Source organism: Streptomyces sp. NPDC036813 (genome assembly GCF_055609245.1).
The window spans coordinates 1-14,888 of record NZ_JBVJPV010000038.1 but is presented as its reverse complement, the minus strand read 5'-3'; the positions used below and the strand labels follow the sequence as shown (position 1 = coordinate 14,888).

12 protein-coding genes and 3 pseudogenes are annotated in these 14,888 nt (G+C 66.4%); 8 read left to right on the top strand and 7 right to left on the bottom strand.

All coding sequences use genetic code 11. From position 1 onward, the window contains the following. Positions 1-113: 113 nt before the first annotated feature. Positions 114-1,121 carry a hypothetical protein gene (locus ACZ67Q_RS39185; RefSeq protein ID WP_471192362.1) on the top strand — a complete coding sequence of 336 codons (1,008 nt, stop codon included), beginning with the start codon at positions 114-116 and terminating at the stop codon, positions 1,119-1,121. A 200-nt stretch (positions 1,122-1,321) separates the two neighbouring features. Here the strand turns inward: ACZ67Q_RS39185 and ACZ67Q_RS39180 are convergent, their stop codons facing one another. Next, the gene (locus ACZ67Q_RS39180; protein ID WP_471192359.1) at positions 1,322-2,458 is read right to left on the bottom strand and encodes a hypothetical protein; all 1,137 of its coding nucleotides are present in this window, start codon (positions 2,456-2,458) and stop codon (positions 1,322-1,324) included. 571 nt (positions 2,459-3,029) lie between these two features. Next, a complete protein-coding gene (locus tag ACZ67Q_RS39175; RefSeq protein WP_471192356.1) occupies positions 3,030-4,526 on the bottom strand; it encodes a serine/threonine-protein kinase in 1,497 nt (498 codons plus the stop codon). Between the two features lie 415 nt (positions 4,527-4,941). Between ACZ67Q_RS39175 and ACZ67Q_RS39170 the strand changes: the two genes are divergently transcribed. After that, positions 4,942-5,175 (top strand): DUF5959 family protein, encoded by a 234-nt coding sequence (locus ACZ67Q_RS39170; RefSeq protein ID WP_471192353.1) that lies wholly within the window; start codon positions 4,942-4,944, stop codon positions 5,173-5,175. After that, positions 5,142-5,390 (top strand): annotated as a pseudogene (locus ACZ67Q_RS39165) (transposase); the annotation flags it as partial. The gene ACZ67Q_RS39170 and the pseudogene ACZ67Q_RS39165, both read left to right, overlap by 34 nt. A gap of 78 nt (positions 5,391-5,468) precedes the next feature. Here the strand turns inward: ACZ67Q_RS39165 and ACZ67Q_RS39160 are convergent. Together ACZ67Q_RS39160 and ACZ67Q_RS39155 are read right to left on the bottom strand one after the other, a co-directional pair. After that, entirely contained in the window at positions 5,469-6,137 is a 669-nt protein-coding gene (locus ACZ67Q_RS39160) for a cutinase family protein (protein WP_471192350.1), read from the bottom strand. Positions 6,138-6,451: 314 nt separating this feature from the next. Next, the gene (locus ACZ67Q_RS39155) at positions 6,452-7,411 is read right to left on the bottom strand and encodes a hypothetical protein (RefSeq protein ID WP_471192347.1); all 960 of its coding nucleotides are present in this window, start codon (positions 7,409-7,411) and stop codon (positions 6,452-6,454) included. Positions 7,412-8,181: 770 nt separating this feature from the next. On the opposite strand from ACZ67Q_RS39155, the pseudogene ACZ67Q_RS39150 reads away from it, so the two are divergent. Together ACZ67Q_RS39150 and ACZ67Q_RS39145 are read left to right on the top strand one after the other, a co-directional pair. Continuing rightward, a pseudogene (locus tag ACZ67Q_RS39150) lies at positions 8,182-8,396 on the top strand (lamin tail domain-containing protein); the annotation flags it as partial. A 200-nt stretch (positions 8,397-8,596) separates the two neighbouring features. Further along, on the top strand, positions 8,597-8,860 hold the full coding sequence (locus ACZ67Q_RS39145; protein ID WP_471192344.1) for a hypothetical protein: 264 nt from the start codon (positions 8,597-8,599) through the stop codon (positions 8,858-8,860). 1,132 nt (positions 8,861-9,992) lie between these two features. Here ACZ67Q_RS39145 and ACZ67Q_RS39140 read toward each other — a convergent pair. Then, on the bottom strand, positions 9,993-10,889 hold the full coding sequence (locus ACZ67Q_RS39140) for a carbon-nitrogen hydrolase family protein (protein ID WP_471192341.1): 897 nt from the start codon (positions 10,887-10,889) through the stop codon (positions 9,993-9,995). A 9-nt stretch (positions 10,890-10,898) separates the two neighbouring features. Then, the gene (locus tag ACZ67Q_RS39135) at positions 10,899-12,395 is read right to left on the bottom strand and encodes an APC family permease (protein ID WP_471192338.1); all 1,497 of its coding nucleotides are present in this window, start codon (positions 12,393-12,395) and stop codon (positions 10,899-10,901) included. A 174-nt stretch (positions 12,396-12,569) separates the two neighbouring features. Between ACZ67Q_RS39135 and ACZ67Q_RS39130 the strand changes: the two genes are divergently transcribed. Continuing rightward, on the top strand, positions 12,570-13,169 hold the full coding sequence (locus ACZ67Q_RS39130) for a TetR/AcrR family transcriptional regulator (protein WP_471192335.1): 600 nt from the start codon (positions 12,570-12,572) through the stop codon (positions 13,167-13,169). Between the two features lie 235 nt (positions 13,170-13,404). Here ACZ67Q_RS39130 and ACZ67Q_RS39125 read toward each other — a convergent pair whose 3' ends face one another. Then, positions 13,405-13,635 carry a MarR family transcriptional regulator gene (locus ACZ67Q_RS39125; RefSeq protein WP_471192332.1) on the bottom strand — a complete coding sequence of 77 codons (231 nt, stop codon included), beginning with the start codon at positions 13,633-13,635 and terminating at the stop codon, positions 13,405-13,407. A 148-nt stretch (positions 13,636-13,783) separates the two neighbouring features. Here ACZ67Q_RS39125 and ACZ67Q_RS39120 point away from each other — a divergent pair. Both ACZ67Q_RS39120 and ACZ67Q_RS39115 read left to right on the top strand, forming a co-directional pair. Further along, positions 13,784-13,988 (top strand): annotated as a pseudogene (locus ACZ67Q_RS39120) (IS5/IS1182 family transposase); the annotation flags it as partial. Between the two features lie 168 nt (positions 13,989-14,156). Beyond that, positions 14,157-14,621: a DUF6624 domain-containing protein gene (locus ACZ67Q_RS39115; protein ID WP_471192329.1), complete on the top strand. Its 465-nt coding sequence runs from the start codon at positions 14,157-14,159 to the stop codon at positions 14,619-14,621. Positions 14,622-14,888: the final 267 nt, after the last annotated feature.

Genomic DNA, 14,888 nt, shown 5'->3' with positions numbered 1-14,888 from the left:
ATCGCCCGCCTGCACAACCTCACCCTCACCGGATGACAGGCAAACGAGCAGGTCAGCCTGCATGCCTCAGATCATTTACGGGACAACCTCTAGCGACAGTAAGGATCGACATCTTGAATGATTTCTACCCGAAACGGGATGAGAGTGCCTCATTACGGTCAGAGGTGTATTTCCCGCCAGTGCTCAACGGCGTCGATTATCTGAACAGTGTCGTCATGCGCCTGGGCGTGGCCCAATCGGCCTCGCCGCGTGACCTGAAGTACGTAGTGCTGCACCTTCAAGCCGCAGCCGAAGTCCTCCTCAAGGCCCGCCTGCAGCTCGAGCACTGGAGCCTCGTCTTCAAAGACCCCGGACTTGCCACCAGGCAGAGATTCGAGGCTGGTGACTTCGAGAGCTGCACCACGGCTGCAGCCCTTTCTCGGCTGAAGGACATCGCAGGCGTAGTCGTCGACGACAAGTCGGCCAAGAGCTTGGGCATCTTGTCCAAGTGGCGGAACGCGCTGCAGCATTACGGCCTCAAGACGCACGCCCGGGCCGTCGAAGTACGCGCGGCCCAAGTCCTCGACTTCCTCGTAGCGTTCGTACATGACCAACTCCTCCCAGCCCTGCCCAAGGAGGAAGCAGAAGAGCTCAATAGCCAGCTCGGGCTGATTCGCTTGCGTGTCCGCAAAATCCAGGCGTTCGGCGATGCACGGCTCAAGCGTCTGGGCACGGAACTGGAGGGCCACAGGGCCCGCACCGTAATGTGCCCGGAGTGCAGTGAGTGGGCCCTGGTCGTGGGTGAGGGGTGGGGGCCACTCGCGTGTCGATTCTGCCACTCGACGTGGGATGACCCAGGCGCGCTGCTCATCTACTACGTCATCTTTCACGATGTCGCACCTGCAGAGGTCTCCGAGGTCTGCCCGAGCTGCCACCAGCCTGGACTGTTGGTCGGCTGCACGCGTATCGCCGACGTGACCACGGGCGATGTGACACTCTGCTTCAGCTGCGGGAAAGCCTTCGACTCCGTGGCCAAATGCTCCACCTGCGCTGAGACCTACGTCCCCCGGGAGGATGATGGCGGCGAGTGCCCTGCCTGCATCGATTGGCAGCGCGAGTCGGCCCACGTGGATACAAGGTGAACCGGATCATCCGTTGAGATCACGCCACCCACGGCGAGGCAGCGTACCGGTCGTCGCGGGACAACCGCTGGCTCGGACCTCCTCAGCCGACGCCGCGGACCAGCGGCTGTACGGCTACGGTTCGCGTCGATGGTCACGGCAAGGGCCCGACGGCGCTGTCCTGACCGAAGAGGCCACGACAGCGCCGTAGTTTCGAATCCTTAGATCCAGGTGGCGAAGTCGACTTCCGCGTCGTGGGACCGAAATTCGGTCTGGGGGAGGTAGCCGCGGTCGAGGAGAATCATCATCGCCCAGAGCCATACCGAGAAGCCGAGGACGATGGCCGCCAGGGCGGCGTAGGTCGCCGCTGTACTGTCCCTCACTTCATTGACCACAGCCCAGTCCAGGTCAGCAGCAACTTTCGGGTGCATGACGGTGGCAAGGGCCGTCAGAGCACCCAGCACCATGACCACGAAGCCGATACTGCCGACGGCGACCGGCCCGGCGGCCGGTCGCCGGCGTTCCGTTCCCTCCTCGAGGACTGCCGCCTTCCCGAACTCGGCGCGCTCCCTCTCCGCCGCCAGAGCCTGCTCGGTGATCACAATGGCCTCGGCCAGGACGGCCTCCTCCCTGACCTCCTTGACCGTGGTCTGGGCCTGAGCCAGCTCCCCGCGCAGTCCCTCAATCATGTTGTGCGCTCTCACCAACTCCCCCCGCAGCGCCTCGATCGTCGCCTGATCCACCCGTCGGCCACGACGCTCAGTGGCGAGCTGCCCGGTCAACTCTCTGATCCTGGTCTGCGCTCCGCTCAGACGCGCAACGAACCTCTGCTGCCGCAACCGCACAGCGGCCAGATCCGCGACTTTCTCCTCCTCCAGCCGCTCGACCTCACTCTCCAGACGGGCCACCTCGGCCGTCTGCTGCTCCTCCTGCTGCGCCAAGCGGGCGCGGAGATCCGCCAGCACACGCAGCGCCTCCTCAGAACGGTCCTGCGCGGCTGCTGCCCGGTCGGCGGCCCGGTAGTCGGCATGCCGCGCCTCATCGACCGTGGCCAGCGCCTCCATGTACAGCTTCCGGGTCCGTTCACGCACCTCGTCGCTGACCTCGCACGCGCCCAGTACGCGGTCGACGAAGCTCCGGGCGGGCATGCGCGTGCGATGGTGGTCGTCCAAGGCACGCAGCCCCCGGGACAGCCACGCCTCACTCTGGCCCATGCCCGCCGCCGCTTCCTCCTGAGTGCCGAAGGCCTCCGACACCAGCGCCCGCATGTGCACGCACCAGACGTCCACCTGCGCGGACCGCCCCCCGCTTGCCGCGTCCGCCGACTCGCGGCCACGCCCTTGCACTTCCTCCGTCATCGCCCCACCCCTCGTGGTCGATTGCCCTCCCAGGCAACGCCTTGGTCCTGGAACGACACTGCCAGGACCAAAGACCCGCCGTCACCGGATCGGCAGCAGAGCAACGCGACGCTCTCACCCCAGGAAGATCACGCGCGACGTTTGCAGATGCGGGACCAGCCTGTTCTCGTCTCCAGGTCCGCAGGCCACGCTGTGGGCGCCGGTGTTGGCGGTCCGTCTCGGGCCCGTCGGCCATGTGAAACGCACACCGAGCAGCCTTGTCCCCGCGTCAGCTCCCTGATGCCATCAGCGCATGATCCGCCGGACCCGCTTCACGCGACGATGCCACGTCGATGTCGCGCGTACGGCCAGCGTGCTGTGTCGCCGGACCGGCTGAACGCCACGCCGCGGTACCCCGGCTGACAAGCTGAGTTCCCGTGCGCCCCCAATCCCGTCCGCCCCTAATGGGCGCTGCTCCACCCGCTTGCGCACCGGCCCGCCGGCCGCGCCTACGCTCCCAATGTGCCTGAGCCTGCCGCAGGTCGGGATGTTTTCGCTGGTCGGGCGTTGAGCTGCAGCACGCCAACGGCCGCTAACCGGCTTTGGTGTGCGACTCGTTGATGGGTCCATAGGTTTCGAGCACATGTCTGCTGGAGCGGGTGGCGGAGTGGTCGGGGCCGAGGATGCGAGCAAGGTCTGCGACTACACCGGTCATCAGCTGCTTTCCTTTGGTGTGTTCCCCGGCTGCGTAGACGAAATCCGCGTGCAGGTGCCGGCTCCAGAGAGTGGAACGGTGGTCGGGGCCGAGGACCCGAGCCCGGTCCAGGGCATTCTGCGCCAACAGCCTGGCAGCCTCCGCACAGTCGCCGGCCTTGCCGAGGAAGAGCGCGTGCAGTTGTCCGCTTCGAAGGGTTTCCTCATGGTCGTCCCCGAGGATTCTCCTTCGGTCAGCGAGCACGCCAGCCATCAGCCGTGCCGCCTGCGCAGGCTGCCCGGCGATGTCGAGGTAGAACGCCTGCATGTGGCGGCTCTGGAGGGTGTCCGGATGGTCCGGGCCGAGGAGCCGCGCCTGTTCGAGGGCCAGCTGCTCCATCTGTCGCGCCGCATCTGCCGGATCCCGATCGCGCTCGTTCTGCCGCACCTGGGTGTACCTGAGAGTCAGCTGCTCGCGTGTCGGCTGGGCCTCGGCGACCGATCGCGGGCCCGAGTCCTGGAGGCGATGGCGTGGGAGCAGCTGGGTTACGAGGGTGGGCCATGGCGTGCCGTTGGGCCACTGCTCGGGCGGCTGCCAGGAGCCGGTGACGGCCCGCAGGACCTCGGTGGGGGTGGGCCGGTCGGCGGGTTCCTTGGCCAGACAGGCGGCAACCAGTCCGCGAAGCGGTGCGGGGACACCGTCGAGCCGCGCAGTGTTGTGGACGATGCGGTGCAGCATGACCACAGGCGGGCCGCCGCCGAACGGACTCTGTCCACTGGCAGCGAAGGCGAGGACAAGGCCGAGCGCGAACACGTCACTGCTGGGTCCGAGGTCGTCCCCGCCGATCTGTTCGGGCGACATGAACCCGGGTGTGCCGACGACCACGCTGTCCGGGGTCAGGGTTGCGTGATCGAGGGCGCGGGCGATACCGAAGTCGATCACTCTCGGGCCGTCGGCGGCCAGCAGCACGTTGGCCGGCTTCAGATCGCGGTGCACCACCCGGACGGCGTGGATGTCCTGCAGGCCCTCGGCGAGACCGGCGGCCAGCGGCCACAGAGACTCCAGCGGGAACGGCCCGCCCTCAGTCACTGCCTCGGCAAGGCTGGGGCCCGGCACGTACACGGTCGCCAGCCATGGCAGATCGTCCTCCGGCCCGGCACCCACCAAGGGTGCTGTGAACGCGCCACTCACCGACCGGATCGAGGCCACCTCCTGGGCGAACCGCCGCCGGAAGTTCCCCTGTCGCGCCAGGTGTTCGTGGACCACCTTGACTGCCACCGCCCGGCCGGACGGCGACCGGCCGAGGAAAACCCGACCCATCCCGCCCTGCCCCAGCCGCGCCCGCAGCGTGTAGGGGCCGATCTGCTGTGGGTCGCTGGTGCCCAGATCCTCCATGGCCGCCCCCGCTTCATCCGCACTGTGCGCGCGATCGTAGCGCCGAGGACCAGAGCGGGAACAGTGGCAGCAGCGGCCCGCGGGGGGAGCGGGTACGGCGCGCCCCTGCTGGCTGACGGCCTCCGCTGCGGGTCTGCACGCCTCTGGAGTCCTTCGGGGTGTAGAAGAAGTCGCAGCGTGCGCAGGCCATGCGGTGCTGGCACTGTTCGAAGAAGGTGTAGGTGCACCAGCCGTGGCCGAGGTCGTAGTACTGCCATGGCTCGCCGTTGTCGGCACTCAAGATCGTCTGCCGTTCCGGCGATCATTGAATCCACGGGTTCCCCGGTGTGACCGATCTGCCCCGTGTGTGAGAACTTCCTGACACGCCGAAGGGCGACCATCACGTCAGCTGCTACAGCTGAGTGGTAGCCGACCGATGACCCGGGGAGCGGGCGTCTTCGCCCTCGCACAGCCAGAGCGATTGCCCAGGAGGAGCACACACATGCAGGATCTTGACGAGTGGGAGCGTTGCCTCGATGCCCTTCAGGCTGAGGAGGGGCTCGAGTGGCCGGCCGGTGGTCGCAGAGCCTGGGTGGACGTGGTTCCTGATGACCCGGTGGAGGTGACTGTGCACGACTCGCCGATGGCGGCTACCGCGGCACGGGACTGATCATCCCGCACCGCCGCGAACCCGGGCAGGCGGAACTTCCGGCCTGGAAGGAGGAGCACAACCAATCGCACCGCAAGGTCCGCGCCCGCGTCGAGCACACCTTCGCCCGCATGAAGTGCTGGAAGATCCTCCGCGACTGCCGCCTCAAGGGCGACGGCGTTCACCACGCGATGCTCGGCATCGCGCACCTTCACAACATCGCCCTCGCGGGATGACCCGAGGGGCCAGACACAGAGCTGGCTGACTCAGTTCTGCGGTCATTGCGGGACAGCCTTTAATGTCGTCTTCGCAACTCAGCTAACGCTGACAAGGAAATCAGCGATACGTTTGGTCCCACCCGTCTGAACATAGCGAAGATGCGGGCACCAAACCGCGTCAATGGCTCCCTTGGCGGCCGCTTCACAATTCTTCAGGTCTGATTTATCCCCTCTTGTCAGGAAGTCTCTGAGGGAGAACCGGCAGATTGGGTCATTCACCGCGCGCCCTGCCGCTGGAAGATCGTAGGAGAGGCACAAACTCTGATATCTAATCCCGGATGGGAAGTAGGGTTTGATCTGGTAGTTCGGAAATACCTTGGGAATGATTCCAGTGCGCGTGTACTGGGGGTCGCCAAGTACGGCGACCCCTGAGATCTTATTAACGATGCTCTGGGGTGCATCATTCATGAATTGGTGAATCACCCACGCGCCTTGCGAGAATCCGGCGAGAACATAGTGTTCTGTTCCACGGCAGTATCCCATCCTGTCGGTGATCTGCTTGTTCAGCGCTATGGCGCCTTCCACAACCTCGTCCCGCTCGGAGGCTATCCATTCCCTCAGGAGTTCCTTAGGCCCAAATTTAGGAAATTCCGTCCTTGGGTAGGCAATGGCTTCGCCGTCAATCGACACATCTGGGTCAGCGTTATGCACACCCCTCACATAGTTGTCGTATATGTCTTGGACTGTGCTCCCCCAGTCGCCCACTCCGCCTTCCCCTAGACCGTGTCCGCCCAAGAAGTAAAGATCTCGGCAATCTTCGGGTACTGGCTGTCTCGCGCCAGCAGTCGCCTGAGGCATTGTCATACCGAGGAAGAGGACCGCTGTCCCGAAGCAAGTAGCCAACTTCCTGAGCATAAGACACCCCTCTTAAGCGATGAGCGCGCATTCACACACCAATATGCGCTCCAGATTTGCTCGCGCAGCGTTCGTTGAAGCGTGACGCGCCTCCCGGCGAAGACCATCAGTCCGACCACTCCAGCAGACTTCCAGTTTTCACTTAGGCAGCGACCCAAGCACGTCTATTCAGGTGTTCCACAGGAGGGGGCGGCGAATACAGCCCAATCACGTTCTCCGGCGATGAATGTTTCTACTGCACCGTCGCTGATCCCAAACCTGATCACTCTTCCGGCGAACTCTGGCGAGGATGGCGCGAAGACCAGCTCTTCACCGCCGTAGTCGGACGTGGTGGCTGTGATCTCGCCAGCGTACGTATTCAATACATCGTCTCGAGTGCTGCCGATATGGATGCCGGAGCGCGTCGCGACTGTCGTCGCCGGCCGTGTGACGTAGATTGCAACGAGGCGGTCCGATGTGAAGCGTAGGAGGAGCCCCTCTGGCCCTCCTTTTACAGTGAAGTCTGTACAGACTCTTCTGCCTTCCTCCCCCGGGATCGGCATGCCGATTGCTTTCGCCGCTTCGTTCCGGCTCATGCCCATCTTTAGATGACCCATTCCATTAACAGTGATGGGTTGACGGCTCAGGTCAGACCGGCCCTGAGCCTCCGACTTCGCGCCCGCCCCGTGTGTGACGAAGCGGTCGTTTTCCCATGTCCAGGTGACGTGGCGGAGTATTGAGGGTCCATCCGCATGGGTGTCGTCAGGCCCGTAGAACTTTACGTCAGCGGCAAGGCGACCGTTTTTTATGACTAGCGACTTCGGTTGGTATTGCGGCGGCAGCTCAGGGACATCGAAGGTGGGTGTGCGGCCTATCTCGCTACCATCATCGGTGCGGTAGAGGCGCAGTTCCTGCCTGAAAAAGTTACTCGGCTGAGGCGAGCAATAAAATAGCACGGCAGTCACGTCGCCGAGTCGTGGCAATCTACCTTGGACGGTCCGCTGAACCTCGACCTCCCAGCGGTCATACCCGCCAATGTCGCCACTTTTCACGATGCCCTTACCATTGCGGATCGCCGCTTGGACCGGCTCGTCGACGATGTCATCACATGTGAGACGGTAATCGCGATTCTCCCAGTCAACCACCTTAGACCGCGGCTCCAAGAAGGCGCTTTTATGCTGGCTTTGGGACGCTGCCTGTGTGGTCAAAGCCGTAGGGGAAGTCGAGCCGCCGACCAGAACGCAGACTGCTCCCAGAGCTATGGAAACAAGCCGCCAGGTGCTTCGCCACATCGGTCTTTTCCTCCGAAGGAGACGGTCGATCCGACGCCCGAGTTGGTAGTTCATCCCCCATGGGAAGCAGATTGTGCAGACTATTAGAGCCAGTAATCGCAGGGGGCGTCGCATATCCCGCGCTTAACGTCGTCTGGGGAAGTCCTTCTTGAAGAATTCCGTGCCGGGTGCCCGCATTTGTGACGCCGAGGGGCAACGCGCCGCCCACCTGTTCCCCATGGTGCTTCTTCGACCTTCTGTCTGCATCTCGAGCCGTTCGTACGCAAGCGGCCATCGGTGACGTGGTCTCCGACTGCCGTCTCGGGCACACCCGCGCACCTGTCGGTCAGTCCATTGATGCACGGCAGAGCACCCCGGGAGCTGTGAGAAGCGCGTCCCACGGTGCGCAGAAGGAGCCCTACACGGAGGCGCTGGAGATGTCACGGGTGCTTGTCTCCCTCGGTAGCGAGCAACGGGGAGAGCTTCGCGGTCGCGGGAGCGTTGCGCCTGGCCGCGGGCCGCGGGCCACGGTGTGCGGGGAGTGGTCACCTGCGCGGACCCCGTCCCCCGGCTTCGAACCCTGCCGGACGGGCGCACGGCCGGCTCGCCCGAGGGCATCTCGGGATCATCTACCAGGCTTATGCACCTACACCTTCCGCCACTACCGCCTGGACGGACGCTCCACCGTCCGCGTCCACACCGGCGAAGGCCGCGACGCCCGCCACGATGTGTTCCAGGACCGCCGCAACTACGTCTGGAACACTGACCGCGACACCGCCACCCTGCGCAACGACCACGGCGACTTCATCGACACCTCTCCTGGGGCCGGCACCACCGCGGCGGACACCACCACCACTGACCGCACCAGCGGCATGAACTGACGCCCGGCCGGCATGGGCGTCAGCGCGGTGTGGCCACCCCGGTCGGCGGGGGTGGCCCCACTCGCTTTGCGCGGCTCCTACCACGAGCGCGGGAGCGTCGTGGAACCATTCGCCCCGCTCGCTCTTCAGGATCTGCCGTCTGGATGCAGCATCGGTGCGGGTAAGGACGAGGGTGGGTATGAATGCGCGGCAGGCACGGCTGGACGCCCTGCACGCCCTGCGCGAGCGGGAGACGGAGTCCGTGTACGGCTGGGTGCTGTCGACCGATGTGCCGCCCGGCCTGCAGCAGTCGCTGCAGAGCGCGGCCGCCCAGGGCCTGGTCGAGCTCGCCGACCGGGAGATGCGCGCGGAACTATCCGCCTACGAAGGACGCCCCGTGCTCTGGGCCGCCCGCCTCAGCGCGCAGGGTCACGACGTCCTGACCTACCTGCAGGCGCGCTGAGCGGCTCGGTGGCGGAGGTCAACTGATTCGCCCGCGAGTACGGGGTCACCTACCGGGCCCACCCAGCGATAGGGCGTCCCCGCGCTGTGCGCATGCCGTTCCCGAAGTCGTCGGCACCCGCGCAACGAGGCAGCAGCCGGGCTATCCGTAACTGAGGTCTCCAGCAAGGCCGCGCATCCCGTACTGGCTGGCGAGCGCAACCCCGTCGCCACGCCTGCAGGAAGACAAGCGCGGGCCCGTCCCGTGCCGTGAACAACCGCCAGCGCGCCGGCCGCCGGCTGACCGGGGAGGGGGGCTGCTTGGCGGCGGCCCTGGCGGGGCGGACAGGGCCACTCTGGGCGCCGCCGTGGACACTGTCCTGGGGACCAGTAACGTGCCCAGCACGACTGCTGAGGGGTCCATCGGAAGCGACGTGGACTGTCTCCTGGGTACCTGTGGGAGCGGGCGAAGCGGCGGCGGCCTCCTCGAAGGCTCCTGTGAATGCCCCGCTGGACGTGGCAGCCTTCTCGGCTTGCGGAGCGCCTCGCTTGAGGCGGCAGAGCGAGCCGGTAGCAGCTTTTCAGGAGCTTGGCGGCACAAGGGGCCGGCCTGCGACAGGAGGCCGGGCCCTTGTGCGACCGGTGTTACCGCGGCCGCTGCCCTCAGAACAGCAGGTCAGGAGTCGGACACTACGGCCCGGATCGGAGTGTCCTGGTATCGGAGACGGTCGGACGCTCCGCGCCATTCCTCGATGGTGATCACGCCGTTCGCGTTGCTGTTCGACGTGTGGAGGATGTCGAGGATGCTGTGCGGGTCTTCCCGCCGCTGGATGACCCAGTCCTGCAGCTCCTGGAAGGTGGATGACCCAGTCCTGCAGCTCCTGGAAGGTGGATGACCCAGTCCTGCAGCTCCTGGAAGGTGATGGACTGGTCACTGTCGGCGTCGATCACGTTGAAGGAGTGCATCAGCTGTTCTTCGGTCAGCATGCGCTGACCCCTTCTGCTCAGGTCAGAACAGATCGTAGTAGCAAGGTGACGTAGCGTGTTGAGAGTGGTAGGCCTTCCCTGGACGAGTGAGTGGGCCGCCGGCCACACGCTCCCGGGGCTGGCGCTGCCTGCCCCGGAAGGGGAACCCTGGGGCTGGGCGACGCCTGTTATTCCTCGCGTGCTGCGCCGTCCTGGATGGCCCACTCTGGCGTACGGAACGTGCCGCCCTGGTAGGCGGGTAGCTGAACTGTGCTTCCGTAGCGGGCGAGTTGGTTCCATGGCCGGTTGAGGCAGTTGCTGCCGAGGGCGCGGACGCGTTCCACCGCTCCGAGGTCCAGGGTGTCGACGAGGATCTCCTCGCCGCCGCCTGCCTGCTGGCGCACCACGCCTTCGGGGTCGACGATGATGCTCTGGCCGGTCCCGGCGGGGTCGGGGGCGTTGACGTTGACGACGTAGACCTGGTTCGTCCAGGCGTTGGCGCGGGCCATGACGAGTTCCATCTCGCGGTCGCGGGTGGTGGTCAGGGTCGGCTGGACGATGATCTCGGCGCCTAGCCAGGCGAGTTGGCGGGCGGTCTCGGAGAAGGAGCCGTCGTAGCAGATGGCCAGGCCGAGCCGGCCGACACCAGGGATGTCGAAGACGACGAAGTGGTCGCCTGGTGCCGTCGTCTCGTAGGGCTGCCAGGGGAAGACCTTGCGGTACGTGGCCTCGATCCTGCCCTCGGGAGATACGGCCAGGGCGGTGTTGTAGATGGTGCCGTCGGCGGTGCGCTCGTAGAGGCTGCCGGGGACAAGCCACAGTTCGGTCTCCGCGGCCAGGGCGCAGATGCGGTCGGTGAGCGGGCCGGGGACGGTCACGGCCGCCTTCTCCATCCAGCCGTCGGTTGCCTCGAGGAGCGGGGCCTCGGCGGCGAGCATCAGCTCGGGTACGACGATGAGCTGGACATGCGGGAACAGGCGCCGGGTGGCGCGGACATGCTGGGCGTAGCGCTCCCAGGTGGCCTCCAGGTCGCGTGTGACGGGTGTGGTCTGCAGGGCCGCGATGGTCAGGGTGCGTGCGGGCATCGTGGTGGTTCAGTCCTCAGTGACGGTGAGTCGGGTGATGGTGGTGCGTCCGTCGCGGAAGAAGTTCCGGAACCGGGGACGCAGGACGAGGGCGGCGAGCGCGCCGAGCACGATCGAGCCCACGCCGAGCAGGAAGACTCCGCCGACGCCGCCGACCGACGTCGACCCGTAGGCGGGGTCGAGCATGTCGTAGGCGGACCGGGCGAAGGCGGCGAGCATCATCAGGGCGCCGATGACCGGCAGCACTCCCTTCAGCAGCAACTCGCGCGGCGAGGTGCGTAGTTGATGCCGGAAGTGCCACGCGCAGGCGAGGCCGGTGATGCCGTAGTAGAAGGCGACAAGGAGTCCGAGGGAGAGGAGTGCGTCGCCGAGGAAGTCGGTGGACAGGGCGGTCAGCAGGGCGAGGACGACCGCGGTGGCGACGGCCCAGCACACGGTGCCGAAGGCGGGGGTGCGAAAGCGCGGGTGGATCCGGGCGAACGCGGGGGGCAGGGCGCCGTGCGCCGCCATCGACAAGGAGCTGCGCGGGCTGGAGACCAGACAGCTCAGCAGGGCACCGACGGCCGAGACGCAGACGGCGAGTTCGACGATCTTGGCCGGGGCGGCACCGAGCACGTGCGGGGCGAGGGCGGCCAGGACGTCGGCGGCGGTGTCCGCGTTGCCCAGACCGAGGCCCTTGGTCCCCGATCCGGCGTAGGCGAGGGCGGCGTAGGCGGTGAAGAGGTAGGTGCCCAGGAGGATCAGGGTGGAGAGCACGGCGGCGCGGCCCGGGGTGCGAGCGCTGTCCTTCGTCTCCTCGTTGACGGTGAGCAGGGCGTCCCATCCCCAGTAGATGAACAGGCACAGCAGCACGCCCTCCGACATGGATCCCAGATCAGGGAAGGCGAACGGGTCGAGCCAGCCGAGCGACGGCGTCGCGGCCCCGTCCCGTGCGAACGCGGCGACACCGAAGCCGATCAAGGCCGCCAACTGGAGCCCGAGCATGACGTACTGCGCCCAGGCCGCGAGCTGAATCCCGCGGTAGGCGAGGGCGCCGACGACCGCGATGAGCAGGACGGCGGTGCAGGTGACGGCGAGCGGGCGGCCGGCCAGGGTGCCCAGGCCCAGCAGGGAGAGCAGGTAGGTGGCACCGACCTGGGAGAGCGCGGCCATCGCGATCAGTGTCGCGATCTGCACCACCCAGCCGCCGCCCACCCAGCCGGCGAACGGCCCGAAGGCGCGGGTGGTCCACACGAACGTCGACCCGCAGTCGGGCATGTCCCGGTTGAGCTCGCGGAACGCGAAGGCGGTCAGCACGATCGGGACGAAGCCGAGCAGCAGGGCGGCCGGGGCGAGGTCGCCCACGACCAGCGTCACGAAGCCGAGCGTGACGGCGATGCTGTAGGCGGGCGCGACGGACGAGAGTCCGAGCGCCATCGAGGCCATCAGGCCGACGGAGCCGCGCCGCAGCCCCTTACTGGTGTGGGTGACGTCGCGCTCGATGTCGGTGTTCGGGGTGGTGCTCATCAGCGCCTCCTGGGGGCTGGGACAGCAGCCGTTTCGTTAAAGACTTGTTTAGACAATCGCCAACCGAGCGGTCAACGGTGGAGTGGGTTTCTTTAAAGTAACGTTTAACGAAAGGGGTCGCTGTATCCTTTCGCCCTCACCTCAGCCGATCGCGACCGGAGAAGGACGTCACCTGTGGCACGCCGCAAAGACCAGGACACGCGACGAGCCCAGCTCAGCGCGGCCGCAGCCCGCGCACTCCGCAACCGCGGCCTCGAAGGGCTACGCCTGCGCGACGTGGCAGAGGAGGCCGGAGTCACCCCAGCCGCGGTCCTCTACTACTACGAGGACCTCGACACCCTGATGTACGAGACGTTCCAGGCGGCCATCGAGCGGTTCTGCCAGGACCGGGAGGACGCCACACGCCACCACGAGGACGCGCGCGACCGGCTGCGCACCTGCATCTCCTCAGGCGTGGCGCGGGGCCCGGCCGACGAACTGCCGCGCCTGCTCTTCGAGTACTGGCCGCGCACCCTGCGCGACCCCAAAGTGGCCGCCATCGACAGTGCGCTGACTGAGCGTCAAATCAGCGTCTACCAGGAGATCCTGACACTCGGAGAAGGGCAGGGGCACTTCACGCTGACCGACCCCCCGCGCCTGCTCTCCGCCAACTTCGTGGCAATGGAGGACGGTTACCAGATGGACGTCCTGGCAGGCCGGCGCACCCGAACCGAGGTGATCCGGGCACTCCACTCCTACGCTCGCGCGGTGACGGGGTGCGACATCGCACCCTGACACCCACGGGCCCGCGTCCGGAGGCCACCCCTCCGGACGCGGGCCCGTCCTTCATGTGCAGGGTCAGACGATGTGCGGGCAGACCGGCCCGCTCAGAGAGCTAGTGAGTTGTGCTCAGTCCGCGTGAGCGCGGGTGGCAAGAGCGCCGGCCAACCGAAACCCGAACCGAAGCGAGTCAGTCACCGCCCAGTCTACGAGCACCACGCTCCCTACCGGTTGCTCTCCGAGTCCCACGTTACCGGCTGGCGTCTTTGTGATCGGTGAGGAGTTCCAGCAACTCCGGCACGCGCAGGTGAGCCTCCGCCGGATGACGGAGCGCGCCGTCGAGGCGGAGGCTACAGCAGGTGCGCCGTCCGTCACGCTGCCCGTCCCGCTCACGGCTTAGATAGCCGGCTCCTTCAAGGTCGGCAACTATCCTCTGGGCGGCGCGCTCGGTGATATGGCAGGCCGCAGCGATGTCACGCACGCGCAGACCAGGGTCCCGAGCGATGGTCACCAGCGCGCGCGTGGTTGGTGAGGAAGCTCCAGCGTCCCGCCTGCTAGTCCACGACGTGCCCCTTCGTCTCGCACACACATCCCATACAAAAGCTACCGGCCGGGCCGGCCAGCGCAAGAACCAGCGCGCCAACCGTCAACACCGCGGCAGCAAGGGTGGGACGGCCCACCGGCTTCGACAAGACGATCTATGAGCGCAGAAACGAAGTCGAGCGCACGATCAACACCCTCAGGAACTTCCGGGCCGTTGCCACGAGGTTCGACAAGCGTGTCTACGTCTTCCAGGGCACCGTGACCGTCGCAGCGATCCGGCTCTGGCTCCGGGGGGTAGATCCATTATCCGGTGCGGCGAGGCGCCTGTCACCGTTCTCCGGAATGATCTTTACACCCGATGTGCGCCTCTAGGCTTGCGGGCGGACACAAAGCACGGATCTGACTGGGGAGTTGAGAGTGGCGCACGACGTTGCCGCACTGACAGCGGAACTCACGGATATGGCTGCGGCCGATCACCAGTTGGCAGTCCGCGCGAACAGCGACGACCCCGCCGAGCAGCTGGCCTGGCGGCGACTGACCGCCCGGCACGGTGACCGACTCAACGAGATCATGGACGAGTACGGCTGGCCGACGGCGGAACTGGTCGGCGAGGAGGCCGCACGCGCGGCATGGCTCATCGCTCAGCACGCCGACCGTCAGCTCGACGTTCAGCGTCGCGCCCTCCAACTGATGCAGCAGGCGGTGTCGGCAGGCTCGGCCAGCCCGCGCGAGCTGGCCTTCCTGCGCGACCGCACGCTGGTCAACGAGGGCCGCAAGCAGGTCTACGGAACTCAGATCGCCGGCGTGAAGGACGGGGCGCCGGTCCCGTGGCCCTGTGAAGAACCCGAGCGCATGGACGAACGCCGTGCGGAGGTCGGCATCGAGCCCTTCGACGAGTACGTCGCCCAGTTCTCCATGGCTTGACGCCCCCTTCCTGGTCGCGTCCGGTGGATCACTGCCCGGGCTCGCTTGCCGCGGGCAATGTCCACCGGACAGGCCTTAAGCCCCCCTTTCACGTCCGCGGATCCGGCAGCCTTCCCGACGGGACCTCCACCAGCCCACCTCCGTACATCCCGCTGACTCGAGGGCCTGCTTCTCCTAGAGGTTGTCCCGTAACTGCTGGCCAGAGGTGAGATGATCTTGCCGTGGCTGGTGTGATCACGGCGTCGGAGCCCTCCTGGATAGGTCCGT

What these genes read in the sequence shown, in the direction of transcription:
- ACZ67Q_RS39135 (WP_471192338.1), bottom strand. Translation starts at nt 12,395, where the DNA reads ATGAGCACCACCCCGAACACCGACATCGAGCGCGACGTCACCCACACC.
- ACZ67Q_RS39140 (WP_471192341.1), bottom strand. Translation starts at nt 10,889, where the DNA reads ATGCCCGCACGCACCCTGACCATCGCGGCCCTGCAGACCACACCCGTC.
- ACZ67Q_RS39115 (WP_471192329.1), top strand. Translation starts at nt 14,157, where the DNA reads ATGGCTGCGGCCGATCACCAGTTGGCAGTCCGCGCGAACAGCGACGAC.
- ACZ67Q_RS39170 (WP_471192353.1), top strand. Translation starts at nt 4,942, where the DNA reads ATGACCCGGGGAGCGGGCGTCTTCGCCCTCGCACAGCCAGAGCGATTG.
- ACZ67Q_RS39145 (WP_471192344.1), top strand. Translation starts at nt 8,597, where the DNA reads ATGAATGCGCGGCAGGCACGGCTGGACGCCCTGCACGCCCTGCGCGAG.
- ACZ67Q_RS39175 (WP_471192356.1), bottom strand. Translation starts at nt 4,526, where the DNA reads ATGGAGGATCTGGGCACCAGCGACCCACAGCAGATCGGCCCCTACACG.
- ACZ67Q_RS39180 (WP_471192359.1), bottom strand. Translation starts at nt 2,458, where the DNA reads ATGACGGAGGAAGTGCAAGGGCGTGGCCGCGAGTCGGCGGACGCGGCA.